The following is a 22,896-nucleotide window of genomic DNA, read 5'->3' as shown; positions in this document are numbered from 1 at the left end:
CGCCCCGCGTTCCCGGGCGAGGGCCCGGCCGCCGTCGAGCGGCTCAGCGCAGCCCCTCCAGCACGTCCGCCCAGCTCACGTACGCGAAGCCCGTGGTCGGCAGGTCGCCGGCGGCCGGGGTGCGCTCGCCGTCGTGCACGACCAGCAGCCCCTTCGGGTACCTCGGTCCGAGGTCGGCGGTCACCAGCTGGGCGCCGTCCGAGTGCTCCACCGAGTCGTTGCCCCGACCCCGGCCCACCACGAACTCGCCCACGTAGGAGTTGCGGCCCGTCCGCTCGTAGGCCACGAACCGCGAGTCGCCCTGGCTGGACGCGATCAGGTACCCGTCACCCAGGGTCAGGCCCTCGGCGTCGGCGGTCAGGTGCGCGCCGCCGAACCCGGGGTCCGCACCCGACACCGAGCACTCCTCGGTCTCCGGGTCGTAGCTCTGCGGCACCCCGAACGAGCGAACCTCGTCGACCAGGACGGGCGTGCCGAACCCGGTCGCCCGCAGCGGCACGCGCCAGATGCCGACGTCCTCCTGCGCCGCGTACAGCACGCCGTGCGCGGAGTCGACCACCATGCCCTCCAGCTGCGGGCCCTCGCCCGGCTCGCCGCACGGCGTCCACGTGGTGCCGTCGGGCAGCCGGAACGACGACGGCAGGTCCAGCGTGGCCGTCACCGCCGTGCCCACCGAACCGCCGGGACCGGGCACCACGCGCAGCAGCGCCACCCGGGTCTCGTTGCGCCGGTTGGTCACGACCACCGGCGTGCGGCCCACGAACCCGGCCGCCAGCCCGTAAGCGGTGTGCTGGTCGTCCACCTCCTCCTCCGACGAGGAGAACACCGGCCGCGCGCCCGGGTCGGTCACGTCGCGCACGACCGCCGCGCCCGCCGCCGCACCGCGCCCGTCCAGCTCGTAGACCCGCACGCGGTCCCGGCCGCGGTCGCTGACGAACGCCAGGTCGCGCGTCCGCCCGCCGACCGGCACGCGGCTGAGCACGTCCACGTTGTTGAACCGGCCGGGCTTGGCGCCCGTGGTCGGCGGCACCGGCGCGGGGTAGGTGCCCAGGGTCCGGCCGGCCAGGTCGAACGCGGCCAGGCCGCCCTCCTTGAGCGTGCCCAGCACGACGCTCTGCCGGGGGGAGCGCGGGTGCACCCAGATGGCGGGGTCGTCGGCGTCGGCGTTGGCGGGCGAGCCGGACGCGTCGTCGACGAACGCGCGCGTCTGGGTCACCGGCACCACCTCGGCCGGCCCGGGGGAGGAGGCCAGGAGCAGCGGCGCGACCGCGGCGAGGAGCAGGATTCGCATTCGGCGGAAGTTACCCACCCCCGGTGTACCGGGGTTGAAGTCGAGGTGACCACGAAGCCGCGGGTTCTCGGATCGTGCCCGATGTGCCGTTGATCACCCCAGGAACAGTTCGGCACGCCATGATGTTCCGACGCGATGAGAGACAAGCGCTCCGGGGCTCGGTGGAAATCCGAACCGGCGGTGACAGCCCGCGACCCGCCCACCAGGGCGGCTGACCCGGTGGAACTCCGGGGCCGACGGTGAAAGTCCGGATGGGAGGCGCGCGTCGCGTCGGCTCGCCATGCCCCGGGAACGCCTGTCGTGGGGATGGAGGACGCGGTGCACGTCTTGATGGAGCAGGGCTTCACGGTGTTCGGCCAGAAGGTGTCCTGGGCCGAGTTCATCGGCCAGGTCTTCGCGCTGGTGGTCGTCTACCTGGCGCAGAAGCGCACGCTGTGGACCTGGCCCGTGCAGTTGGTCTCGGTCACGCTGCTGTTCGTGGTCTACGTGTCCGCGCACCTCGGGGGCACGGCCGCGCGCCAGGTGGTGATCGCGCTGATCACGCTGTACGGCTGGTGGGCGTGGACGCGGCGGCGCGACCCGGTGTTCGGCGTGGTGGTCCGCAAGGGCACCGCCAAGGAGCGCCTGGCCGTGCTCGCCGCCTTCGTGGTCGGCACGGTCGCGTTCGCGCTGCTCCTGGACGCGCTGGACGCCTCGTGGGCGCCCTGGCCGGACGCGGCGATCTTCGTCGGCACGGTGCTCGCCTTCACCCTCCAGGGCTTCGGCCTGGTCGAGTTCTGGCTGGTCTGGCTGGTGGTGGACGCGATCGGCGTGCCGCTGCAGATCCAGTCGGGCCTGTACTTCAGCGCCGCCGTCTACAGCGTCTTCGCCGTGCTGGTGATCCGCGGCTGGATCGACTGGAACCGGGCCGCGAAGCGGACCGCGGCCGAGGTCGCGCCGGTCTCGCCCTAACGACCCTGCTCGGCCGCGGCCAGCTCCTCCGCGAGCTGGTCCATCGACTCGTCGACCGATTCCGGGTTGTCCAGCACGTGGTACAGGCTCTCCTGCATCACGCTGGTCAGCTCGTCGTAGTGCGCCGAAGGACGCCGGACCCGGGCACCGAGCAGGCTGTTGCGCAGCTCGGGCGACACCAGGTCCGGCTCCTCGTACAGCGCGCGGAGCGAGGGCGCGAACCCCGCCTCGCGGGCCATCAGGCGCTGGTTGTCCTCGCCGGTGACGAACCGGATGAACTTGCGGGCGGTCTTCTGGTTCGCCGAGCACCGCGACACGGCCAGGTTCCAGCCGCCCAGCGCGCTCGGGCCGGGCAACGCCGCCTGGGCCCACTTGCCGCGGACCCGGGAGTCCTCGCCGTTCAGCCGGGGGCCCGCGAACGGCCAGTTGCGCATGAACAGCGCCCGACCGGCCTTGAACGCGTCGAGCGAGCTCAGCTCGTTGTAGTCGAGCGACTCGCGCGCGATCCACCCCTGGGCGACGCCCTCGGCCAGCGCCCGCACGCCGTTCTTCGCCTCGACCGAGTCGGGGTGCTCCAGGTCACCGCCGTGCGCCCAGATCGCCTCGGCCGCGTTCACGGTCAGGCCCTCGTAGCGGCTGAGCTGGGCCACGTACCCGGCGAGACCGTGCCGCCCCGCGACCGCGGTCGCCTGCCGCCTCAGCTCCTCCCACGTGGTCGGGGGCCGCAACCCCTCCGCGTCGAGGACGTCCTTGCGGTAGTACAGCAACCCGGCGTCGCCGCGCCACGGGACCGCCCACAGCCGCTTGCCGTCCGGCGACCTCGCGGTCTTCACCGCCTCCGGCAGCATCCGGTCCACCCCGAACTCGTCGGGCTTGAGCGGCACCAGGTGCCCCGCCGCGGCGAACGCGGCCGTCCACACCACGTCCACGGCCATCACGTCGTAGCAGTCCTGGTCGGCGCGCCGGGCCCGCCCCGCGCTCGCCAGGTCCTGGAGGCGCGCGGTCAACTGGGCGCGGTGGCCGTCGGTGGTGGTCGGCATCTCCACGAACTCCACCTGCTCGCGCCTGCTGGCGAAGGCGTTCCAGCGGGTCACCAGCTGCCGCACCTGGCGACCCGCGGTGGTGTCGCGGCCGTCCACGAACGTGATCGGCCCCTCGCCGTCCGCCGCGTCGTCCCCGGCCGGGGCGGCGCAGGCCGCCACCAGCACGAGCAGCGGCACGATCAGGCGCAGCACGTCACCCTCCCCACGCGGCGCGGGCCACGTCGTCCAAGGCGCTTTCCCGGTCCTGAGAGGGCGCGGGAGGGTTCAGGTCGAGGATCTCGCGGCAGGAACCCCCGTGGACCTGCGCGACGGCGTGGAGGGCCGTTGAGGGCGCGCACGCGCCCGCCGTGAAACCCACCGAGACCACCCGCACCGGACCGCTCGCCGACCTCGTGACGGCCGTGATGGGCGCGCGTGAGGCCAGCACCAGCACGTTCACGCCCTGCCCGGCGGCCTCCGCGACCACGCCGGCGGAGAGCCGGAGCCCGACGACCCGGTCCCGCGGCCCGGCGAGCTGCCTCACCTGGTCGAGGAACGAGTCCGCCTCGGCCGAGCCGTCGCCCGCCACGCCGATCACCTCGTCCCGGCCCGCGTTCCGCCACGCCGAGCGCACCGCGGCCGCGTCCGGTTCGACCGGCAGCACCCGGAGCCGCCCGGCGCGCACGCCCCGTCCCGGGTCCGCGCCGACGTTCCAGGACACGTCCCGGAACTTCGCCCGCCGGAACTGGTCCTGGGCCGGCGCGGAGAGCAGGTACTCCAGGAAGCGGTCCGCGGCCCGCTGCCGGCGCGGCGGGTTCGGCCTGCTCCGCCGCTCGACCTCGACGAACGGGTGGTCCAGGACCAGCACGCCGTCGGTCGGGTACAGCACCTGGCAGCCCTCGGTGTCGGCCACCGCCCTCTCGGACCTGATCAACGCCACGTCCCCGGTGCACGGCCGGTCGGTGGTCGCGGAGCGGGCGAGGTCGTGCAGCTTGCGCGGCACGTCCGGCGCGTCCAGGTACAGCCCGCCCAGCTTCCCGTGCGCGAGCGCCGCGGCGGCGAGCGCGCCGACGCCCGAGGACGTGTCGACCGCGGCGGGCCTGCCGGAGTAGCCCCACGTGAACTCGCCGTCCTGCGCGACCCGCCCGGCCAGCTCCTCCGAGGCGCCCAGCACCACCGGGGACACCGCCACGCTCCCGCGCGGCCGCAGCCGCACGTCGGTGCTGCCCAGCAGCGCGGCCTCGACGGCGCGGACCTCCGCCGTGCTGTCCGGCAACCACACGTGCGGCTCCGGGCCCACGGTGGTCAGGTCACCCGTCGTCCACCCCCGGCCCAGCGCGACGACCGCCCCCTCGTCCGACGACTGCCCGCTGAACACCAGCGCGTCCAGCTCCCGGCACCCCAGGTGGTTGTGGTCGACCGACTGGTCCTCGAACTCCAGCGCGAGCGAGCGCACGACGTCGGCCAGCTCGGCGGACACCAGCACGTTGAGCTGGACCGGCGGCGGGCAGGGCGGCACGACGGGCGGCGCGGCGCCGGCGGCGTTCGTGGCGCCGACGAACAGCAGCGGCGCCGTCAGCAGCGCGAGCGCCCGGCGCGGCCCGCGGCGGCGGACGGGCACCGGCGGTGGCGGCGGGGGTGGCGCGCCCTCCGGGACGTGCAGCCAGGCGCGCCCGCGGACCTCCTTGACGTCCACGCGGACCTGCCGGAAGGACCCGGGGTCCAGCGCCGGGTCCGGTCGCACCACGTCGGCGTGGAAGCGGTCGGAGACGATCAGCGCGAGCACCGCCGTCGACCGGGCCAGCGCGTCCCGCAGCGGCGCGGAGTCGAGCAGCCGGAACGCCAGCGTCACCTCGTCGCCGACCACGCCGTGCTCGTCGTAGCGGACCTCGCCCGCCGTGACGGCCATCCGCAGCCGGATCCGGGCGTCCTCGTTGCGGGTCGCGTTGTAGCGGCGCAGCTCGCCCAGCAGGGCGTGCGGCAGACCGCCGACCACCCGGCTCTTGGGCACCTCGGCCGGGACGAGCACCAGCACGCCGTCACCGCGGTCCTCGTGGTCGGCGCCCGACCAGTCCAGCCCGCTGTCGTCGAACGCCGCCTCCAGCGCCGCGTACACCCCGCGCCGGATCTCCTCCTGGGGCGCCCGCGACCGCCGCCCGAACGCGGACACGTCGACGACCACCACCGTGCGGTGCACCGCGTGCGGCTGCGTCCCCATCCGACCCCTCGTTGGAACGCCGGGTTTGTGCGCCAAGTCTATGGGGTGGATCACACCGCGCGGCGGACAAGCGGACGATTCCGCTGGTCGGCCGCATTAGTGCGGAAACGCCTCGGGGCGGCCCGCGCCGTGCGCGAGCCGCCCCGAGGGAGGTGGCGATCAGGCCAGGCCGGCGTCCGAGGTGGACGGGCCCGCCGCGGTCACGTCGTCGATCCGGTACTTCCGGGCCGCCTGCACGACCAGCGACTGCTGGATCTCGCCGCGCTTGGCCAGCGCCGCCAGCGTGGCCACCACGATCGACTCGGTGTCGACCAGGAAGTGCCGCCGCGCCGCCGGCCGGGTGTCGGAGAAGCCGAACCCGTCGGTGCCCAGCGTCGTCATGTCGGTCGGTACGTACGGGCGGATCAGGTCCGGCACCGCGCGCATCCAGTCCGACACCGCCACCACGGGGCCGCCCGCGTCCGCGAGCGCCTGCGTGACGTACGGCACGCGCGGCTCCTGGTCGGGGTGCAGCAGGTTGTGCCGGTCCACCTCGACCGCCTCGCGCCGCAGCTCCGAGTACGACGTCGCGGACCACACGTCGGCCTGCACGCCCCACTCCTCGGCGAGCACCTGCTGCGCCTTCACCGCCCACGGCATCGCCACGCCGGACGCGAGCAGCTGGGCCCGCGGCCCGCCCTGCGCCGGCGCCGCCTGGTACCGGTACAGGCCCTTGAGCAGGCCCTCGACGTCCAGGCCCTCCGGCTCGGCCGGCTGCTGGTACGGCTCGTTGTAGACGGTGATGTAGTAGAAGACGTTCTCGGCGTTCTCGCCGTACATCCGCCGCAGGCCGTCCCGGACGATGTGCGCCACCTCGAACGACCACGCCGGGTCGTACGCCACGACCGCCGGGTTGGTGTGCGCCAGCAGCAGCGAGTGCCCGTCCGCGTGCTGCAGGCCCTCACCGGTCAGCGTGGTGCGGCCCGCCGTGGCGCCCAGCACGAAGCCGCGCGCCATCTGGTCCGCCGCCGCCCACAGGCCGTCGCCGGTCCGCTGGAACCCGAACATCGAGTAGAAGATGTAGATCGGGATCATCGGCTCGCCGTGCGTGGCGTAGGACGTGCCCGCCGCGGTGAACGACGCCGTCGAACCGGCCTCGTTGATGCCCTCGTGCAGGATCTGGCCCTGCTCGCTCTCCTTGTAGGCCAGCATCAGCTGGGCGTCCACGGAGGTGTAGAGCTGGCCGTTCGGGTTGTAGATCTTCTGCGCCGGGAACATCGAGTCCATGCCGAACGTGCGCGCCTCGTCCGGGATGATCGGCACGATCCGGCCGCCGATCTCCGGGTCCTTGGCCAGGTCGCGGACCAGCCGGACGAACGCCATCGTGGTGGCGACCTCCTGCTTGCCCGAGCCCTTGCGCACGACGTCGTAGACCTTGTCGCCGGGCAGCACCAGCGCCTTGGACTTGGTCCGCCGCTCCGGCACGAACCCGCCGAGCTGGCGGCGGCGCTCCAGCAGGTACCGGATCTCCGGGGCGTCCTCGCCGGGGTGGTAGTACGGCGGCAGGTACGGGTCGAGGTCCTTGTCCTCGATCGGGATGCGCAGGCTGTCCCGGAAGTTCTTGAGGTCCTCGTGGGTCATCTTCTTCATCTGGTGCGTGGCGTTGCGCGCCGCGAAGTGCGGGCCCAGGCCGTAGCCCTTGATGGTCTTGGCGAGGATGACCGTCGGCTGGCCGACGTGCTCCGACGCCGCCTTGTAGGCCGCGTACACCTTGCGGTAGTCGTGCCCGCCGCGCTTGAGGTTCCACACCTCGTCGTCGGACATCGGCGCGACCAGCTCCTTCGTGCGCGGGTCGCGCCCGAAGAAGTGCTCCTTGACGTACGCGCCGTCGTTGGCCTTGTACGTCTGGTAGTCGCCGTCCGGGGTGGTGTTCATCAGGTTGACCAGCGCGCCGTCGCGGTCGGCGTGCAGCAGGGCGTCCCACTCGCGGCCCCAGATGACCTTGATGACGTTCCAGCCCGCGCCGCGGAAGAACGCCTCCAGCTCCTGGATGATCTTGCCGTTGCCGCGCACCGGCCCGTCGAGGCGCTGCAGGTTGCAGTTCACCACGAACGTCAGGTTGTCGAGCTGCTCGTTCGCCGCCACCTGGAGCAGGCCGCGCGACTCGGGCTCGTCCATCTCGCCGTCGCCGAGGAACGCCCAGACGCGCTGGTCGGACGTGTCCTTCAGGCCGCGGGCGTGCAGGTAGCGGTTGAACCGCGCCTGGTAGATGGCGTTCATCGGGCCCAGGCCCATGGACACCGTGGGGAACTCCCAGAAGTCCGGCATGAGCCGCGGGTGCGGGTACGACGGCAGGCCGCCGCCCGGACCGGCGTGCGAGTACTCCTGGCGGAAGCCGTCGAGCTGGTCGGCGGTGAGCCGGCCCTCGAGGAACGCGCGGGCGTACACGCCGGGCGAGGCGTGACCCTGGATGAACACGTGGTCACCGCCGCCGGGGTGGTCCTTGCCCCGGAAGAAGTGGTTGAAGCCGACCTCGTACAGGCTGGCCGACGACGCGTAGGTCGAGATGTGGCCGCCGACGCCGACGCCGGGGCGCTGCGCGCGGTGCACGGTCATCGCCGCGTTCCACCGGATCCAGGCCCGGTAGCGGCGCTCCACCTCCTCGTCGCCGGGGAACCACGGCTCGCGCTCGGTGGGGATGGTGTTGACGTAATCCGTGCTGGTCAGCGAAGGGACACCGACGTGGCTCTCCCTGGCCCGCTCGAGCAGCCGCAGCATCAGGTAGCGGGCGCGCTGCTGCCCGCCGCCCTTGAGCGCGGCGTCGAACGACTCCAGCCACTCCGCGGTCTCCTCCGGGTCGATGTCGGGGAGGTGGGCGGCCAGACCGTCACGGATGACGCGTACCCGCTCGGGGGTGTTCTGCGGGGCCAAGGGATCTCCTCGTTCCGGGGTCTTCTCAACTCCATCGTCGCCCGACAGTCACGGTCCCGTCACCTCTACCGGTGAGTAACTCCGGATCGTTCCCCTCGCGCGCGCGAATAGGAGGTGTGTAGAGCGTGCCTCATCCGGTCGGAGGACCGCACTCGGGGGTACCCGATGCGGCGTGTCTTGGCTCTTACGGTTGCGCGTGGCAGGGCTGACAGTGTTCGCTAGCCGCGACTGGTAGTGACATCGCGCGGCAGTCGTACCCGGCTGCCGCTCTTGTGTACTTGGAGGAGTGGAAGCCGTGGTCGCCGCGGAAGACGCCGGCAAGATCGGTGTCGCCGACAGGCTCGGGATCGAACCGGGCAGCGTGGTCCAGGAGATCGGCTGGGACGAGGACGTCGACGACGACCTGCGTGCCGCGATCGAGGAGCGGGTGGGCGGTGATCTGCTCGATGAGGACTCCGACGAGGTCATGGACGTGGTCCTGCTCTGGTGGCGCGAGGAGGACGGCGACCTCGCCGACGCCTTGATCAACGCCACCACGGCCCTCGCCGACGACGGCGTGATCTGGGTGCTGACGCCCAAGACCGGTCGAGCCGGTCACGTCGAGCCGAGCGACATCGCCGAGGCCGTGTCGACCGCGGGGCTCGCCCAGACCTCCAACATCACGGTGAGCGGTGACTGGTCCGCGACCAGGCTCGTCTCCCCGAAGTCGGCCAAGACGAAGCGCTGACCGCGGCGAGGCACGCCGACCGCCATGCCTTAGGCTCGACGGCGGGCTCCCCGATCGGGTGGAGCCCGTTCTTCGGGTTGCTCGGACGCGGTGGAGGATGTGGCATGGTCGAGGTCGGTGCGCAGGCCCCGGACTTCACGCTCAACGACTACAACAAGCAGCCCGTGACGCTGTCCTCGTTCCGCGGGGAGCGCAACGTGCTGCTGGTGTTCTACCCGTTCGCGTTCAGCGGCATCTGCACCGGTGAGCTGTGCCAGTTGCGGGACGAGCTGGCCACTTACGAGGACGAGAACGTGCAGGTCATCGGGGTGTCCGTGGACACGCCGTTCAGCCTGAAGGCGTGGGCCGCCCAGGAGGGCTACCAGTTCCCGCTGCTGTCGGACTTCTGGCCGCACGGGCAGGTGGCCCAGGAGTACGGCGTGTTCAACGAGCAGGCGGGCCTGGCCAACCGCGGCACGTTCCTCATCGACACCGCCGGCGTGGTCCGCTACGCCGAGGTGAACGCCCCCGGCGAACCCCGCGACCAGGAGGCCTGGAAGAAGGCCGTGGCCGCCCTGGCCTGACCCCTCCCACCGCCGACCACGCCCGGTCGGCCCGGGGCGCGTAGCTCAGCGGAAGAGCACTCGGTTTACACCCGAGCGGTCGCAGGTTCGAATCCTGCCGCGCCCACCACGTAGGCCTCATTCAAACCACGCACCGAGGGGAAATCACGGTGCGTGGTTTTAATATCAATGATGCCGTTGTCGGCGGCGTGATCAACCACCTCTACCGTCCAGCTACCACTGTCAATGGCTGAAGGTGACCATGCCTCCGCTTCGGAGGCGCTGCCCGGTGTAACCATGAGTGCGATCGGGAGGGCGGCTAGAAGAGCGGCGTAGATCGTCTTCATGACGGCCCCTTGCGTGTAATGCGTATGCGGACTCATACGCTTCCAAGAGCACTGCGTTACTGCCCACGGTCAGATGAGGAGGCAGTTCACCCGAACGAGCTACAAGCGTGGTTGACGTAACGTCTTCCTCAGGCGAAAGCGAATCTCGATCTTGTCGATTTGCGATCTTGAAACCTACGTCGACCTTATGGCTACGGAGAGCAAATTGTCGAGGCCACCTCACGTTTGAATGAATCGTCCCAGACGAGGTCGATCGCGCAGTACGCTGCCTGCCATGCCGAGCGACAAGGTCAAGCACGTCTTCGTGTCCTATGTGCGGGAAGATGCCGAGAAGGTCGACCAGCTGTGTCAAGCGCTGGAAGCGGCCGACATCCCGTATTGGCGAGATCGTACTTCCCTCGCGCCAGGTGACCACTGGAAGCGCGAGATCCGCGAGGCGATCCGATCCGAGTCACTTGTCTTCCTTGCGTGCTTCTCCAGGAACTCGCTTGCGAGGTTCAAGTCTTACATGAACGAGGAACTCTCACTAGCGATCGATGAGTTCAGGATGCTACCGCCTGGAGCGACGTGGATTATCCCTGTCCGCTTCGATGACATGGCCGTGCCAGGATGGGATCTGGGGTCGGGTAGAACTCTTAACGATCTCAACTACGCGGATCTGTTCGGCAGTAACTACATCGTGAATCTTGTGGGTCTGACGAATACGATTAGCAAGATCGTTGGCGCTACAAGCCCGGATCCTGCAACCGTCCGAGCGTCGGTCGAGGAAGCGAGCGATGCCGAGCGTCCGGCCATGCTGCGTCGCATGACCAAAGAGATGATTGTCGACCCGGCCAGGCGCATCGAGCTGGACAGCCTTATTTTGCAAGAGGTCCAACGCATCCTTGAGGCGATGCGTGACGAAGAGCGGTTCCCGACTCAGCGACTGGAGGGCACCACCGAGGACCAGGTGGTGCGCTGCGCCGAGGTTGCCGCAGACTACTGGCGCCTCGTCGAAGCGTTCTGTGCTTCGCTCCAGGTTGCGGTGCGCTGGACTAACGAGCCGCAAGAGCTCACTCCGTGGGCTTCTGGACTTAGGGCGCTCGCTGGGGAGGCCTTGAAGCCACGAGGTGGTAACAAGTTTCTGCTTGATCTCCGGCATGTACCAGCCTTAACCGCAACATTTACGGTCGCTCTCGCCGCGGTCGGTCAATCTCGCTGGAAGAACTTGAGAGTTCTGCTGGTCGATATCACCTTTCCGGGTAAACATCAGGAAATTCCTGACCCCCTCTTGATGGTGGAGTACCCCTGGACGCCTTTCCGTAGCATGGGTGACCGACTGCCTAAGGTGGTTGCCGGTGCGACTAAGAGCGGAAATGGTCCGCGCACCGTGCTCGAGGCTCTGATGGATGGCGGCGACTACGACTACGACACGCCTATAGCGGAGTGGCTTCATGCGATTTTAAGGCCGCACTTCATGGATCAGTACCCGGATGACGCGATGTATGACGCCTTCTTCGACAGGGCGGAGATCATGCTTGGCCTGATCTCGCAGGGCCATGAAGGACTGCGGTTTAATCGAGGGCTGAGGGAGAACGCGAAGGCTGAAGCATCGATGAGGTACACCAAGTGGCTTGGGCGTTCGGCGCGGCCCATCAATTCTAGCCGAAGAGTATTTGAAGAGGTCTTGCCTGAGATAAATTCACAGGGTGCGGCGTGGCCTCCGCTGCGCGAGTTCTTCAATGGCAATCCTGAATATGTGGCGAGCGTGCTTCGAGACTACACTGTGGCATTCAACCGATTCAGGAACTACCTAGAATTCAGATAATTGCCCAAAGCGCCTCGACGGTGCTGCGATTGTCGTCATTTTCAACTTTGATAATTTTGTCCGCCTCAGAGACAAATACGCGACCGCCCATTAAGCTCTTCGAGTAATGTGCGCGTCTATTGTTGGTCGCAGAGGACGCAAGTCGAGTCAAAGTTCAGTTTGACCCCTAGACGAGTAATGCGTAAGTCCGGGGTAGTGACCGGAGACGGGCGAAGGGTGTTCAAGATCCGTTTGTGACGACAGACCTGAACACCCTTCTGACCGCACTCTACGTCAAGATCGACGACCACATGGCGGGCAGGCCCCGCCTCGGTAGACCGCCGAAGCTGACCGACGCCGAGCTGGTCACCCTCGCCGTGGCCCAGGCCCTGCTCGGGTTCACCTCCGAGGCCCGCTGGCTGCGGTTCCTGCCCACCCGGATCCCCGGCGCGTTCCGATAACTGCCCGGCCAGTCCGGCTCAACCGTCGCCTACGTGCGGCATTGCCGCTGGTCAAGCAGGTCACACGCTGGCTGGCCGCCGACACCGACCTGTGGACCGACACCACCTGGATCGTCGACTCCACCCCGATCGAGTGCGGACGCTCCCGACCAACGGTCAAGCGTTCGGAACTGGCCGGGTGGGCCAAGTACGGCTACTGCCGCTCGCACTCCCGCTGGTTCTGGGGCCTGCGCCTGCACCTGGTCTGCACCCCCGCCGGACTGCCGATCACCTGGGCGTTGGCCGACCCGAAGATCGACGAACGGCAGGTGCTCATGGCGATCTGCGACCACGAACCCCACCTGCTCGCCGACCGGCCCGGCCTGCTGATCATCGCCGACAAGGGCTACGTCTCCCGCGAACTGGACCGCTTCCTGCACGAACGCGGGGTCCGGCTGATCCGGCCCTCCTACCGCAACCGCACCCCGCACCCCGGCGAGCCGCTGCTCAAGTCCGTCCGCCAGCTCATCGAGTCGGTCAACGACACCCTCAAAGGCCAGCTGAACCTCGAACAGCACGGCGGACGCACCATCGACGGCGTCGGAGTCCGCATCGCCCAACGACTCCTCGCCCTCACCGCCGCCATCTGGCACAACCGCACCACCGGCCAACCCGTCACCCGGTCCCCGACCGCCTACGACCACTGACCGACTTACGCATTACTCGTCTAGCTGACAAGTCCGGCCCTCTGGAGACATTGAGCCGTGATGGCGACGAGCGCAGCTGTGCGGGCCGTGTTCGCGTGGTCGTACAACCGTCTTGACAGCGACCAGGCACAGTGCTTCGGCTGCTGAGCTCGCATCCAGGTCCTGAGTTCGGCCCTCATGTCGCTGCGGCAGTTGCCAACCTCGAATTACGCGAGGCCCGCTCGCTACTTGATCAGTGGGCTACTGCTCATCTTCTTGAAGCCACGACATCGGACCGAGGCGATTCCATGACTTGTTACGTGCTTGCGCTGTGGAACTGTCCGGACGCTATGAAAATTCGGTCAGTCGAGAGCGCTCACGGCGTACTATGTTGAATCATTATGTTAACCCGGTACGCGCCTGCGAGGTGCTCGTACATCCAGCTCATCCCCGACTCTTAGATTGGCGTTACCTGTACGGGCTTTGACGGTGTCGGTCGAGGACTGGCACGCCGCGAAGAGGTGGCCGTCGCCCGGCAACGCGCGGAAGCCGTCGAGGTCCTGTTGGGCATGGCCGACCGGATGCGTCCCGAGGTCCGTCGTGACCCCGGCGGCCTACTCGCCCTCCACGGGATGCTCTACCTGGCCGCCGCCATCGCCGCAGCCGAGCAGGAGGACGCCGGGCTGGCGTCGGCGATGCACGAGGAAGTGCTCCGCGCCGCCGAACGCATGGAGCCCCACTGCGCCGTTCACCACGCGCACTTCGGTCGCGCCAACGTGGCGATCCACCGCGTGTCCGCCCTCGTCCGCCTCCACGAGACCGAGGCAGCCCTTCGCGTGGCGAACACCATTCCGCAAGGCGCTCTCAACGCCCTGCCTGCGGAGCGCCGTGCCAACCACCTGCTCGACCTGACCCGGGCCAACACCCACCGAGGCAACTACGCCGAAGCCACCCGCGCCTTGACCCGGGCCGAACACACCGCCCCGCAGGAGGCCCGCTGCCGCCCGGTTGCCCACGGCCTGTTGCGGACCCTGCTGTCCGCCACCACCGGCGAACCGGCCCGCCAGGTCCGCCGGTTGCCCCACCGAGCGGATGTGCCCGCATGACCGAGCGAGTCCTATACCTGATGGTCTGCGGTGCGGGCCCGGCCGACCACGTCCGGGTCGCCGTCGACCTCGTCCGAGGCAAGGGCTGGTCGGTCCACTGCGTGGCCACCCCCGCCGCTGCCGAGCACTTCCTCGACCTCGGCGAGCCGGAGCGCCTCACCGGCCACCCGGTCCGCACGGGTTACCAGCGCCAAGGACAGCCGGCCCTGCCGAAGGCCGACGCCGTGGTGGTCGCGCCGGCGACCTACAACACGATCAACAAGTGGACGGCCGGCATCGCCGACACCTACGTGCTGACGCAACTGGCCGAACTGGCCGGCCTCGGCGTGCCGATCGCCGTGCTGCCGTTCGTGAACACGGCTTTCGCCGCCAACCCCGTCCTGCACCGCAGCATCGACACCTTGCGGCCGTCGGGCGTGGAGGTGCTGTTCGGGGGAGAGGGCTTCCGGCCGCACGCCCCGCGGTCGGGGGGCGGCGATGGGCGGAAGTTGTGCTGGACCGACGCGGAGCGCGAGCAGGTGCAGGAGGGGGCACACCCGCTGGAGGTGGTGTTCCTGAACCCGGACGACCCGATCACGGACCCCACCAATGTGCTCGGCCAGTTCGACCGTGACATGTATCAGGTGCTCACGGCCTCCGCCGTGGTGGTGGACGCACGCGAGCGGCGCGGCTCGGGCGTTGGCGGGGAGATGGCCGCTGCGATCGCGCTGGGCACGCCGGTGATCGTGGTCGCGCCGCGCGACTCGGGGTACCGGCGGGACCGCCTCGACTACCGGGGTGCCTTCGTCCACGACTACGTGCACCCGCACGTCGCCGCGCCGGCCCTGGCGGTGGTCGACGGCTTCGCCGAGGCAGGTGAAGTGCCGAGGGCGCTTCCCGCCGCTCCAGGCATCCCTCGGGTCATTCCCGCGTGGCTGCGGGCGTCCACGGACGAGTGCCGGTCCACCGTGTTGGCGGGTGACCGGCCCATGCTCGACGCCCTCCACCGGCCCGGCGTCGACCCGTGACGGTGGGGTTCAGGGGTTTCGCGCGCCCTCGGCGCACGGCACGGAGGCCCGTCGTCTGATCAGGTGCTCGTGATCAGGGGCCGACGAGGTCCACAGGACCGTGGGGGACGACGTCGGCGGGCCCGGGTGGGGGGTTTCCCGCCAGTGGCCCTCGTGGAGGCGGTAGGTGCGGTGGCCCAGGGTGGTCTCGAAGGTGATCCAGTGGTCCAGGGGGATCGGCGGGGTCAGCAGTTCTTCGCGGGCGTGGTCGGCGCACGGGATCACGCGCGACTGTTTCAGCTCGTCCGTCCTGGCGAACTCGGGGATTCTCGCGAACCGCCTGGTGACGGTGGTGACGTCCAGGTCGCGACCCAGGGGGAGCGGGCCGTAGCCGCCGACGTCGTTCGTGCGGAACGCCACCGTGCGGGCGGCGCGGTGGGTGGCGGCGGCGGGCCAGCGCAGGGCCAGGCGGCCGAACCGGGTGCTGCCGCCCAGCGCGGCGGCCAGTCGGCGTTCCAGGGCGGTCAGCAGGGCGGGGTCGTCGACGTTCTTCACGGTGGTCGGAACTCCTCTTCGGGGACGCGGGGAGAGTTCGGCCTGGCGCATTCACCGTGACCCACGGACGGGTGGAACGGGGTGTCCCGTCGGCGAGCGGCAAGGCGGCTGAGCCCAGCGGCGGTGGGCGGTCGCGCCGGTGGTGAGGTGCGAAGACGCGCTCCGAAAGACCCGGTTGCGCATATCGGGTGTGGCGATCGGAATGCAAGTCACTCGATTAGGTGATTATCGTTTTTTCGCGTGATCGCGCCCCGGAACCTTTCCGGTATTTGTCCCGTCCGCGAATGGTCGGGCCGATCGCTCCGCCGCGAGCGGGGACCGCTCGGCGCACCGGACCGGCCGCTCGCCCCAGTAGGCCGGATGGCCCATCAGGTGCGCCCGCCGCGTCGCCGCACGTGGTCTCCCCCTGTACCGGAACCCGGCGAACGCGTAACTTCCTCGCATGTCGCCCAGGACGGTCGCCGCGGTGGTCGGTGCCGCGTTCGCGCTGGCCGGGTTGTTGATCGCGCTGCTGCCCCTGTCCGTCGACACGCCGTCGGGCGTCGCGGTCGCCTGCGGCAACAGCGCGGGCATGGGGTACGACCGCGTCGCCGTCGAGGCCGAGGGCGGCGCGTACGTCGAGATCTGCGGCCGGCTGCGCGCCGAGCGGCTGGCGTGGGCCGCTCCCGTCACCGCGGTGGGCCTGGTCTGCCTGGCGGGCAGCCTGCCGGCGCGTCGGCGGTCCTCCACTTGGCTACCTACTAGTAGGTTCTAGCGCATGGAGTGGGTGGTCTACGGCGCATACGGGTTCACCGGCACACTCGTCGCGGAACTGGCGGTGCGGCGCGGGCTGCGGCCGGTGCTGGCCGGGCGCGACGCCGCGAAGCTGCGGCCCCTGGCCGAGCGGCTGGGCCTGGAGCACCGCGCCTTCGGCCTCCACGAGGCGGCACGGCACCTCGCCGACGTCGACGCGGTCGCGCACTGCGCCGGGCCGTTCTCGGCCACCTCGCGGCCGATGGTGGACGCCTGCCTGGAGAGCCGGACCCACTACCTCGACATCACCGGCGAGATCGACGTCTTCGAAGCCGTCAGCCGGCGGGACGAGGACGCGAAGCGCGCCGGCGTGGTGCTGCTGCCCGGGGCCGGGTTCGACGTCGTGCCGACCGACTGCGTCGCCGCCATGCTGCACGACGCCCTCCCCACGGCCACGCACCTGGACCTCGCCTTCGTGGTCCAAGGCGGTGCCAGCGCCGGCACGGCCATGACCGCCGTCGAGGGGTCGGGCGGCGGCGGGCGGGCCAGGGTGGCGGGGGAGATCCGCGACGTCCCGCTGGGCCACCGCAGGCGCACGGCGCACTTCCGCGACCGGCCGCGGGAGGTCGGCGCGATCCCGTGGGGCGACGTCAGCACGGCCTACCGGTCCACCGGCATCCCGAACGTCACCACGTTCACGACGATCCCCGGCGCGCTGGGCCGCCTCCAGCCGCTCACCGCGCCGCTCCTGCGCACGGCCGCGGCACAGCGGGTGGGGCGGGCGCTGGCCAAGCGCATCGGCGGCCCGAGCGCCGCCACCAGGGCCAGGACCCGCTCCGAGGTGTTCGGCGAGGCCTGGGACGACGACGGCAACCGGGTCCGGGCCGCGCTCACCGGCCCCAACGCCTACGACCTCACCGCCGACTCGGTCGTCAAGGCCGTGCGACACCTCGCCGACGTGACCCCGGGCGCGCACACGCCGTCCAGCGCCTTCGGTGCGGACTACGTCCGGGCGCTGGACGGCGTGGTGGTCAGCGGGCCGACAGCAGCGAGGTGATCTCCTGCGCCGCGCCACCGGCCTCCAGCAAGTGGCGCAGGTTCTCCGGCAGCACGTCGCCGCGCTTCTGCACGGCCTGGGCGTACAGCCGGCCGGCGCGGTAGGACGAGCGGACCAGGGGACCGGCCATGACGCCGGAGAAGCCGATGCCCTCGGCGGTCTCCTTGTGCGTCACGAACTCCTCCGGCTTCACCCAGCGCTCCACCGGGTGGTGCCGGGGCGAGGGCCGCAGGTACTGCGTGATGGTGATGATCTCGCAGCCGGCGTCGTGCAGGTCGTGCAGCGCCTCGGTGACCTCGTCCGGCGTCTCGCCCATCCCCAGGATCAGGTTGGACTTCGTCACCAGCCCCGCCTCGCGGGCCGCGGTGATGACCTCCAGCGACCGCTCGTAGCGGAACGCCGGCCGGATGCGCTTGAAGATGCGCGGCACGGTCTCCAGGTTGTGCGCCAGCACCTCGGGCCGCGACGAGAACACCTCGGCCAGCTGCTCGGGCACCGCGTTGAAGTCGGGGATCAGCAGCTCGACGCCCGTGCCGGGGTTCATCGCGTGGATCTGCCGGACGGTCTCGGCGTACAGCCACGCGCCACCGTCGGGCAGGTCGTCGCGGGCCACGCCCGTCACGGTCGAGTAGCGCAGACCCATGGCCTGCACCGACTCCGCCACCCGACGCGGTTCATCGCGGTCGAGGTCGGCGGGCTTGCCGGTGTCGATCTGGCAGAAGTCGCAGCGGCGGGTGCACTGCTCGCCACCGATCAGGAAGGTGGCCTCCCGGTCTTCCCAGCACTCGTAGATGTTGGGACAACCGGCCTCTTCGCACACCGTGTGCAGGCCCTCGCGTTTGACCAGGCCCTTGAGCTCCCGGTACTCGGGGCCCATCTTCGCCTTGGTCTTGATCCACGAGGGCTTCTTCTCGATGGGCGTTTGGCTGTTGCGGACTTCCAGCCGCAGCAGCTTCCGACCTTCAGGTACGACGGTCACGACCTCAACCCTACGTCACGAGGGGTCCGGCGCGACGCCCGTGAGCTTGGCCGTCAAGTCCCACAACCGGCTGGCCGCGAGGTCGTCGCGGGCGGCCGTCGAGGACCTCGCCGGGGCGGGGTGGCCGCGCAGCTCGCGGAAGCCGTCCGGCCCGTAGTAGCCGCCCGGCCGCACGTCCGGCGACGTGGCCGCGTAGAGCTGCGGCAACGCACCGACCTCGACGGACTGGGAGAGGAAGTCGCTGACCCTCACGCCGAGGCCCAGCAGCGCGTTGCCCCTGGCGCGGGCCATGTTGCCGCTCAGCTCGGTGGCCGTCATGCCGGGGTGGGCCGCGACGGACGTCACGTCCACGCCCGCGGCCCGCGTCCGCCGGTCCAGCTCGCGCGTGAACAGCAGGTTCGCCAGCTTCGACTGGGCGTAGGCGTCCCACGCGCGGTACCGGCGCACCTCGTAGTTGGGGTCGGCCAGGTCGAGGCGGCCCACCTGGTGGGCCACGCTGGACACGGTCACGACCCGCGCGCCCGGCCGGTGGCGCAGCGCGGGCATCAGCAGCCACGTCAACGCGGCGTGGCCCAGGTGGTTGGTGCCGAACTGGCGCTCGAAGCCGTCGGCCGTGCGGCCGTGCGGCACCGCCATCACGCCCGCGTTGTTGACCAGCACGTCCAGCGCGTCGCCGGTGCGCTCGCGCACCGAGTCGGCGGCGGCGCGGACGGACGACAGGTCGGCCAGGTCCAGCCGCACCAGCTCGGCCTCGCCGCCGGTGGCGCGCACGCGTTCCAGCGCGCGCTCACCGCGTTCGGGTGAGCGGCAGGCCAGCAGGACGCGCGCGCCCTTGCCCGCCAGCACCTCCGCGGTGCGCAGGCCCAGGCCGGAGTTGGCCCCGGTGACCAGGGCGGTGCGCCCGCTCTGGTCCGGGATGTCCGCGATGTCCCACTTCCGGGCGATCCACTTGGGCATGCTCAATACCTACCAGGCGATCAGGCGCTCTTGGCGAGCGCCGCCCCGGCGGCGGGCCGCGTGCGGACCAGGTTCGCGAACGCCGCGCCGACCCGGGCGATCTCCGCGCGCGGCTCGGACAGCTCCGCCAGGCCCGCGGTCAGCGCCAGCATGCGCTGCTCGCGCTCGACGGCCTCGGCGGACGTGAGGTGCGCGTCGAGCACCGCGCGCAGCACCGGCTGCTCCGCGGCCAGCGCCCGCCACGTGCGGGCGACGGTGCCCACGCGGTCGTCGTCGTCCTCCAGGGCCGTGCCGAGCCGCCCGGTGAGCTGCTGCATCCAGCGGTGGTGCAGGGCGAGGAGCAGCTCGTCCTCGGTGGCGAACACGTCCCGGTCGAACGCCAGGGGAGCCGCGGGGTCCGCCGCCGCGGTCCGGAGCACGGCGTCCAGAGCGTCGCGCCGCCGGTAGAAGTCGGACCAACCCATGATCACGCCCTCCTCTCGTGGTGACCGGCGTCATACCCTAGGTCTTTCGCATACCGCCGGTATGGCCGATGCAGCGAACATACCACGGGTACGTACCGTCGGTATGTCGTACGGTTGTGAACGTGGTGACAGTGCGGTCGAGGCGGTTGGACTACTCGGAGTCGACGAGGCAGGCCCTCGTGGACAGCGCCGTGGAGCTGTTCGCCAAACGCGGGTACGCGGGCACCTCGCTGGACGAGGTGGCCAAGCGGGCGCGGCTCACCAAGGGCGCGCTCTACCACCACTTCAGCGGCAAGCAGGCGTTGTTCGAGGCCGCCTTCGACTCGGTCGAGACCAAGTTCATCGAGAAGCTCGGCGAGATCGTCAGCGCGCCCGGCGACCCGTGGGACACCGCCATCGCCGGCCTGCGCGCGTACGTGCGGTTCTGCCTGGAGCCCTCCTACCAGCGGATCGTGATCCACGAAGCGCCGGTGGTCATGGGCTGGGAGCGCTGGCGCGAGGCGGAGGAGCACTTCAGCTACGGCCTGCTGCGCTCCACGATCGAGGTGCTCGTGACCTCCGGCGAGCTGGAGCAGCTCCCCGTCGAGACCATGAGCCGGCTGCTGTTCGGCGCGCTGTCCGCGGGCGCGAGCACGATCGCCGGCGCGTCCGACCCGCGCAAGACCAGCGCCGAGGTGGAGCGCACCATCGTCCGCGTCGTGGAGGGGCTGCGGGTCCGGCCCGACCTGCCCGTCCCGCCCGACGGGAAGCGCCCGCGGTCACGCCGCCGGTGACCCCGCTCGAATCGCGGTCCGCCCACCCGCCGGACTAGCGTCGAGGCGGTGGAACTCCGCATCTTCACCGAGCCCCAGCAGGGGGCCACCTACGAGGACCTGCTGGCGGTGGCGCGCACCGCCGAGGCCGCCGGTTACGGCGCGTTCTTCCGCTCCGACCACTACCTCAAGATGGGCGACCGCGACGGCCTGCCCGGCCCGACCGACGCCTGGATCACGCTCGCGGGCCTGGCCCGCGACACGACGACGATCCGGCTGGGCACGCTGATGACCGCCGCCACCTTCCGCCACCCCGGCCCGCTGGCCATCTCGGTGGCCCAGGTGGACGTGATGTCCGGCGGCCGGGTCGAGTTCGGCTTCGGCGCGGGCTGGTACGAGGCCGAGCACACCGCCTACGGCCTGCCGTTCCCCGACACGCGCGAGCGCTTCGAGCGGTACGAGGAGCAGCTGGAGATCATCACCGGGCTGTGGGCCACGCCGGTCGGGCAGACCTACGACTTCACCGGCGAGCACTACTGCCTCGCCGGCTCGCCCGCCCTGCCCAAGCCCGCCGGGAAGATCCCGGTGCTGGTCGGCGGCACGGGCCGCAAGCGCACCCCCGCGCTCGCCGCGCGGTTCGCCGACGAGTTCAACCTGCCGTTCCAGCCGGTGGACAAGGCAGTCGAGGTGCTGGCCCGGGTCGACGCGGCGTGCGCGGACGTCGGCCGCGACCCCGCCGGGATCACCCGGTCCGCGGCCCTCGTGGTGTGCGTGGGTCGCGACGACGCCGAGGTCGCCCGCCGTGCCGCCGCCATCGGCCGCGACGTGGAGGAGCTGCGCCGCAACGGGCTCGCCGGCACGCCCGACGAGGTGGTCGACAAGCTCGGCGCGTGGCGGGACCGGACCGGCATCGGCCGCGCGTACCTCCAGGTCCTCGACCTCGCCGACCTCGACCACGTGGAGCTGATCGCGGCGGCCGTGGCGCCTCAGCTGCGCAGCTGACCGGCCACGTCCGACGCGGCGGTGAGCAGGACGAGCACGGGCACGGTCGCGGCCTGCCGCAACCGGTAGCCGCCGCGCTCGTCCTGCTCCACCACGCCGGCTGCGGTCAACGCCTTCAGGTGGTGGTAGAGCCGCCCGGTCGACCCCAGCCGGGCCGCCCGCTGCAACTCCGTCGCGGGCCGGCCGCCCCGGGTGAGCAGCGCGCGCACGATCTCCACCCGGACCGGGTGCGCCAACGCCGACAGCACCTCGACGCGCGGCCGGTCCGGCAACGACAGCGCGCGCTCCGGGGTCACGTCGATCCGCCACGAGACCCGGCCGTCGCCCACCGCGACCTGCCCGCCGTACCCCAGCTCGCCGCCCTCGCCCGACGCGACCGCCACCGGCTCGTCGCCCTCCAACGCGGCCACGCGCCGTTCCAGCTCGGCCAGTCGCTGCACCAGGTCCACCGCCGTGATCCTACGAGAGGCCGACGTGGAACCCCCGCAGGACGGCGGGCTCCGCCAGGGCCGTTCGGACCAACCCCGCCAGCTCCCGCGCCCGACCCGCCCACGCCTCGTCGACGCCCCGCGCGAGCACCGCCGCGACGCCCTCCCGGCCGTCCTCCCACCGCACGCCGACCCCGACCGCCACGACGCCCGGCAGCACCCCGACCACCGCGCCGTCGAGGCCCCGGCACGCCCGGCCGACCTCCGCCGCCGTGCCCGCCCACGTGCCGAGGGCCCACGAGCGCAGCCCCTCGTCCGTCCGGGGCACGTCGGGGAACCTCCCGAGCACCTCCAACCGGAGCCGCGGGTCGTCCACGTACCGCTCGACCCCCACCGGCCGCCCCAGCACGAGCCGCAGCACCTCGTCCCCGAACGCCGGGCCCGCCACCCCGACCCGCCGCCGCAACCAGTCGCCCGCCGCGAAGTCGCCGTGCTCCACCATCACCGACACCAGGTCGCCCACCGCCACGAACCGCCGCGGGTCGTCCGCCCGCACCCCGTTCGAGCTCGGCAACCCCAACGCCCGCAACGCCGCCTGGTGCGCGCCGCCGTCCAACCCCAGGTGGTACCGCTCCCACTCGCCGACGCACACCCGCTCGCCCGCGGCCACGGCGCTCCGCCGGTACGCGGCCAGGTGCACGACGTGCCTGACCGCCGCCAACGGCTGCCGTTCGTGCGCCCGGTGCGCGACCCGCCCGCCCCGACCGTCGTCCAGCACCACGCACGCGTCACCGGGGTGCGCGCGTAACCACCCCAACCAGTCGTCCGGAGCCGCCACCGCCCCACCGACGGGCAGCAACGCGGCGGCACCGGCCACCCCGCACGCCTGCAACAGGTTCCGCCGAGTCAGGAGCACGACGATCTCCCCTCCGGTCATCCGTAATTCCGGAATGCTAGG

Annotated in this window: 20 protein-coding genes, 1 tRNA gene, 1 pseudogene and 1 riboswitch; of the genes and pseudogenes, 12 read left to right on the top strand and 10 right to left on the bottom strand. The window is 71.0% G+C overall.

All coding sequences use genetic code 11. The annotated features are described in order from the left end of the window. Positions 1–43 precede the first annotated feature (43 nt). Positions 44–1,282: a phytase gene (locus ACIGNX_RS04045; protein WP_396536978.1), complete on the bottom strand. Its 1,239-nt coding sequence runs from the start codon at positions 1,280–1,282 to the stop codon at positions 44–46. A 152-nt stretch (positions 1,283–1,434) separates the two neighbouring features. Then, positions 1,435–1,558, top strand: a riboswitch (FMN riboswitch). 51 nt (positions 1,559–1,609) lie between these two features. On the opposite strand from ACIGNX_RS04045, the gene pnuC reads away from it, so the two are divergent. Beyond that, the gene (pnuC, locus tag ACIGNX_RS04040) at positions 1,610–2,242 is read left to right on the top strand and encodes a nicotinamide riboside transporter PnuC (protein ID WP_396536082.1); all 633 of its coding nucleotides are present in this window, start codon (positions 1,610–1,612) and stop codon (positions 2,240–2,242) included. On the opposite strand, the gene ACIGNX_RS04035 is transcribed toward pnuC, so the two are convergent. From ACIGNX_RS04035 to aceE, 3 genes are all read right to left on the bottom strand, one after another. Then, positions 2,239–3,477: an ABC transporter substrate-binding protein gene (locus tag ACIGNX_RS04035; RefSeq protein ID WP_396536080.1), complete on the bottom strand. Its 1,239-nt coding sequence runs from the start codon at positions 3,475–3,477 to the stop codon at positions 2,239–2,241. The genes pnuC and ACIGNX_RS04035 overlap by 4 nt on opposite strands. Position 3,478: 1 nt before the next feature. Next, positions 3,479–5,482, bottom strand: a complete 2,004-nt coding sequence (locus ACIGNX_RS04030) for a hypothetical protein (RefSeq protein WP_396536078.1) — start codon at positions 5,480–5,482, stop codon at positions 3,479–3,481. Between the two features lie 159 nt (positions 5,483–5,641). Beyond that, positions 5,642–8,392 carry a pyruvate dehydrogenase (acetyl-transferring), homodimeric type gene (aceE, locus tag ACIGNX_RS04025; RefSeq protein WP_396536076.1) on the bottom strand — a complete coding sequence of 917 codons (2,751 nt, stop codon included), beginning with the start codon at positions 8,390–8,392 and terminating at the stop codon, positions 5,642–5,644. Between the two features lie 295 nt (positions 8,393–8,687). Between aceE and ACIGNX_RS04020 the strand changes: the two genes are divergently transcribed. The 7 genes and pseudogenes from ACIGNX_RS04020 (at position 8,688) to ACIGNX_RS03990 (ending at position 15,033) form a co-directional block, all read left to right on the top strand. After that, entirely contained in the window at positions 8,688–9,119 is a 432-nt protein-coding gene (locus ACIGNX_RS04020; RefSeq protein ID WP_123748036.1) for a DUF3052 domain-containing protein, read from the top strand. Positions 9,120–9,223: 104 nt separating this feature from the next. Next, complete coding sequence (locus ACIGNX_RS04015) at positions 9,224–9,682, top strand: peroxiredoxin (RefSeq protein ID WP_396536074.1); 459 nt, start codon at positions 9,224–9,226, stop codon at positions 9,680–9,682. Between the two features lie 34 nt (positions 9,683–9,716). Beyond that, a tRNA-Val gene (locus ACIGNX_RS04010) sits at positions 9,717–9,791 on the top strand. 491 nt (positions 9,792–10,282) lie between these two features. Continuing rightward, positions 10,283–11,815 carry a toll/interleukin-1 receptor domain-containing protein gene (locus tag ACIGNX_RS04005; RefSeq protein ID WP_396536072.1) on the top strand — a complete coding sequence of 511 codons (1,533 nt, stop codon included), beginning with the start codon at positions 10,283–10,285 and terminating at the stop codon, positions 11,813–11,815. A 233-nt stretch (positions 11,816–12,048) separates the two neighbouring features. Continuing rightward, positions 12,049–12,941, top strand: a pseudogene (locus tag ACIGNX_RS04000) (IS982 family transposase). 500 nt (positions 12,942–13,441) lie between these two features. Beyond that, positions 13,442–14,026 carry a hypothetical protein gene (locus ACIGNX_RS03995; protein ID WP_396537008.1) on the top strand — a complete coding sequence of 195 codons (585 nt, stop codon included), beginning with the start codon at positions 13,442–13,444 and terminating at the stop codon, positions 14,024–14,026. Further along, entirely contained in the window at positions 14,023–15,033 is a 1,011-nt protein-coding gene (locus tag ACIGNX_RS03990) for a flavoprotein (protein ID WP_396536070.1), read from the top strand. The genes ACIGNX_RS03995 and ACIGNX_RS03990 overlap by 4 nt, the downstream gene beginning before the upstream one ends. A gap of 9 nt (positions 15,034–15,042) precedes the next feature. On the opposite strand, the gene ACIGNX_RS03985 is transcribed toward ACIGNX_RS03990, so the two are convergent. Beyond that, positions 15,043–15,567: a DUF6119 family protein gene (locus ACIGNX_RS03985; protein ID WP_396536068.1), complete on the bottom strand. Its 525-nt coding sequence runs from the start codon at positions 15,565–15,567 to the stop codon at positions 15,043–15,045. A gap of 442 nt (positions 15,568–16,009) precedes the next feature. Here ACIGNX_RS03985 and ACIGNX_RS03980 point away from each other — a divergent pair, with 442 nt between their 5' ends. Together ACIGNX_RS03980 and ACIGNX_RS03975 are read left to right on the top strand one after the other, a co-directional pair. Continuing rightward, entirely contained in the window at positions 16,010–16,321 is a 312-nt protein-coding gene (locus ACIGNX_RS03980) for a hypothetical protein (protein WP_396536066.1), read from the top strand. A 3-nt stretch (positions 16,322–16,324) separates the two neighbouring features. Further along, complete coding sequence (locus ACIGNX_RS03975) at positions 16,325–17,356, top strand: saccharopine dehydrogenase family protein (RefSeq protein WP_396536064.1); 1,032 nt, start codon at positions 16,325–16,327, stop codon at positions 17,354–17,356. Here the strand turns inward: ACIGNX_RS03975 and lipA are convergent. The 3 genes from lipA to ACIGNX_RS03960 are packed head-to-tail and all read right to left on the bottom strand — an operon-like array spanning position 17,331 to position 19,756. Next, complete coding sequence (gene lipA / locus ACIGNX_RS03970) at positions 17,331–18,335, bottom strand: lipoyl synthase (RefSeq protein ID WP_396536063.1); 1,005 nt, start codon at positions 18,333–18,335, stop codon at positions 17,331–17,333. The two genes, ACIGNX_RS03975 and lipA, sit on opposite strands and share 26 nt — an antisense overlap. A gap of 15 nt (positions 18,336–18,350) precedes the next feature. After that, entirely contained in the window at positions 18,351–19,292 is a 942-nt protein-coding gene (locus ACIGNX_RS03965) for an oxidoreductase (protein ID WP_396536061.1), read from the bottom strand. A 20-nt stretch (positions 19,293–19,312) separates the two neighbouring features. Beyond that, on the bottom strand, positions 19,313–19,756 hold the full coding sequence (locus ACIGNX_RS03960) for a hypothetical protein (RefSeq protein ID WP_396536059.1): 444 nt from the start codon (positions 19,754–19,756) through the stop codon (positions 19,313–19,315). Between the two features lie 131 nt (positions 19,757–19,887). Here ACIGNX_RS03960 and ACIGNX_RS03955 point away from each other — a divergent pair, with 131 nt between their 5' ends. Together ACIGNX_RS03955 and ACIGNX_RS03950 are read left to right on the top strand one after the other, a co-directional pair. Continuing rightward, positions 19,888–20,529 carry a TetR/AcrR family transcriptional regulator gene (locus tag ACIGNX_RS03955; protein ID WP_396536976.1) on the top strand — a complete coding sequence of 214 codons (642 nt, stop codon included), beginning with the start codon at positions 19,888–19,890 and terminating at the stop codon, positions 20,527–20,529. Positions 20,530–20,577: 48 nt separating this feature from the next. Then, positions 20,578–21,510: an LLM class F420-dependent oxidoreductase gene (locus ACIGNX_RS03950; protein ID WP_396536057.1), complete on the top strand. Its 933-nt coding sequence runs from the start codon at positions 20,578–20,580 to the stop codon at positions 21,508–21,510. On the opposite strand, the gene ACIGNX_RS03945 is transcribed toward ACIGNX_RS03950, so the two are convergent. Together ACIGNX_RS03945 and ACIGNX_RS03940 are read right to left on the bottom strand one after the other, a co-directional pair. Next, a complete protein-coding gene (locus ACIGNX_RS03945) occupies positions 21,495–21,959 on the bottom strand; it encodes an ArsR/SmtB family transcription factor (RefSeq protein ID WP_396536055.1) in 465 nt (154 codons plus the stop codon). The two genes, ACIGNX_RS03950 and ACIGNX_RS03945, sit on opposite strands and share 16 nt — an antisense overlap. A gap of 10 nt (positions 21,960–21,969) precedes the next feature. Beyond that, entirely contained in the window at positions 21,970–22,875 is a 906-nt protein-coding gene (locus tag ACIGNX_RS03940) for a twin-arginine translocation signal domain-containing protein (protein WP_396536053.1), read from the bottom strand. Positions 22,876–22,896: the final 21 nt, after the last annotated feature.

This window comes from Actinosynnema sp. NPDC053489 (assembly GCF_044544865.1).
Classification (GTDB): Bacteria; Actinomycetota; Actinomycetes; order Mycobacteriales; family Pseudonocardiaceae; genus Actinosynnema.
The sequence above is the reverse complement of the archived record's forward strand: the minus strand, read 5'-3'. Positions and strand labels throughout refer to the sequence as shown.

What these genes read in the sequence shown, in the direction of transcription:
- ACIGNX_RS04030 (WP_396536078.1), bottom strand. Translation starts at nt 5,482, where the DNA reads ATGGGGACGCAGCCGCACGCGGTGCACCGCACGGTGGTGGTCGTCGAC.
- ACIGNX_RS04015 (WP_396536074.1), top strand. Translation starts at nt 9,224, where the DNA reads ATGGTCGAGGTCGGTGCGCAGGCCCCGGACTTCACGCTCAACGACTAC.
- ACIGNX_RS04005 (WP_396536072.1), top strand. Translation starts at nt 10,283, where the DNA reads ATGCCGAGCGACAAGGTCAAGCACGTCTTCGTGTCCTATGTGCGGGAA.
- ACIGNX_RS03990 (WP_396536070.1), top strand. Translation starts at nt 14,023, where the DNA reads ATGACCGAGCGAGTCCTATACCTGATGGTCTGCGGTGCGGGCCCGGCC.
- ACIGNX_RS03980 (WP_396536066.1), top strand. Translation starts at nt 16,010, where the DNA reads ATGTCGCCCAGGACGGTCGCCGCGGTGGTCGGTGCCGCGTTCGCGCTG.
- ACIGNX_RS03975 (WP_396536064.1), top strand. Translation starts at nt 16,325, where the DNA reads ATGGAGTGGGTGGTCTACGGCGCATACGGGTTCACCGGCACACTCGTC.
- ACIGNX_RS03965 (WP_396536061.1), bottom strand. Translation starts at nt 19,292, where the DNA reads ATGCCCAAGTGGATCGCCCGGAAGTGGGACATCGCGGACATCCCGGAC.
- ACIGNX_RS03960 (WP_396536059.1), bottom strand. Translation starts at nt 19,756, where the DNA reads ATGGGTTGGTCCGACTTCTACCGGCGGCGCGACGCTCTGGACGCCGTG.
- ACIGNX_RS03940 (WP_396536053.1), bottom strand. Translation starts at nt 22,875, where the DNA reads ATGACCGGAGGGGAGATCGTCGTGCTCCTGACTCGGCGGAACCTGTTG.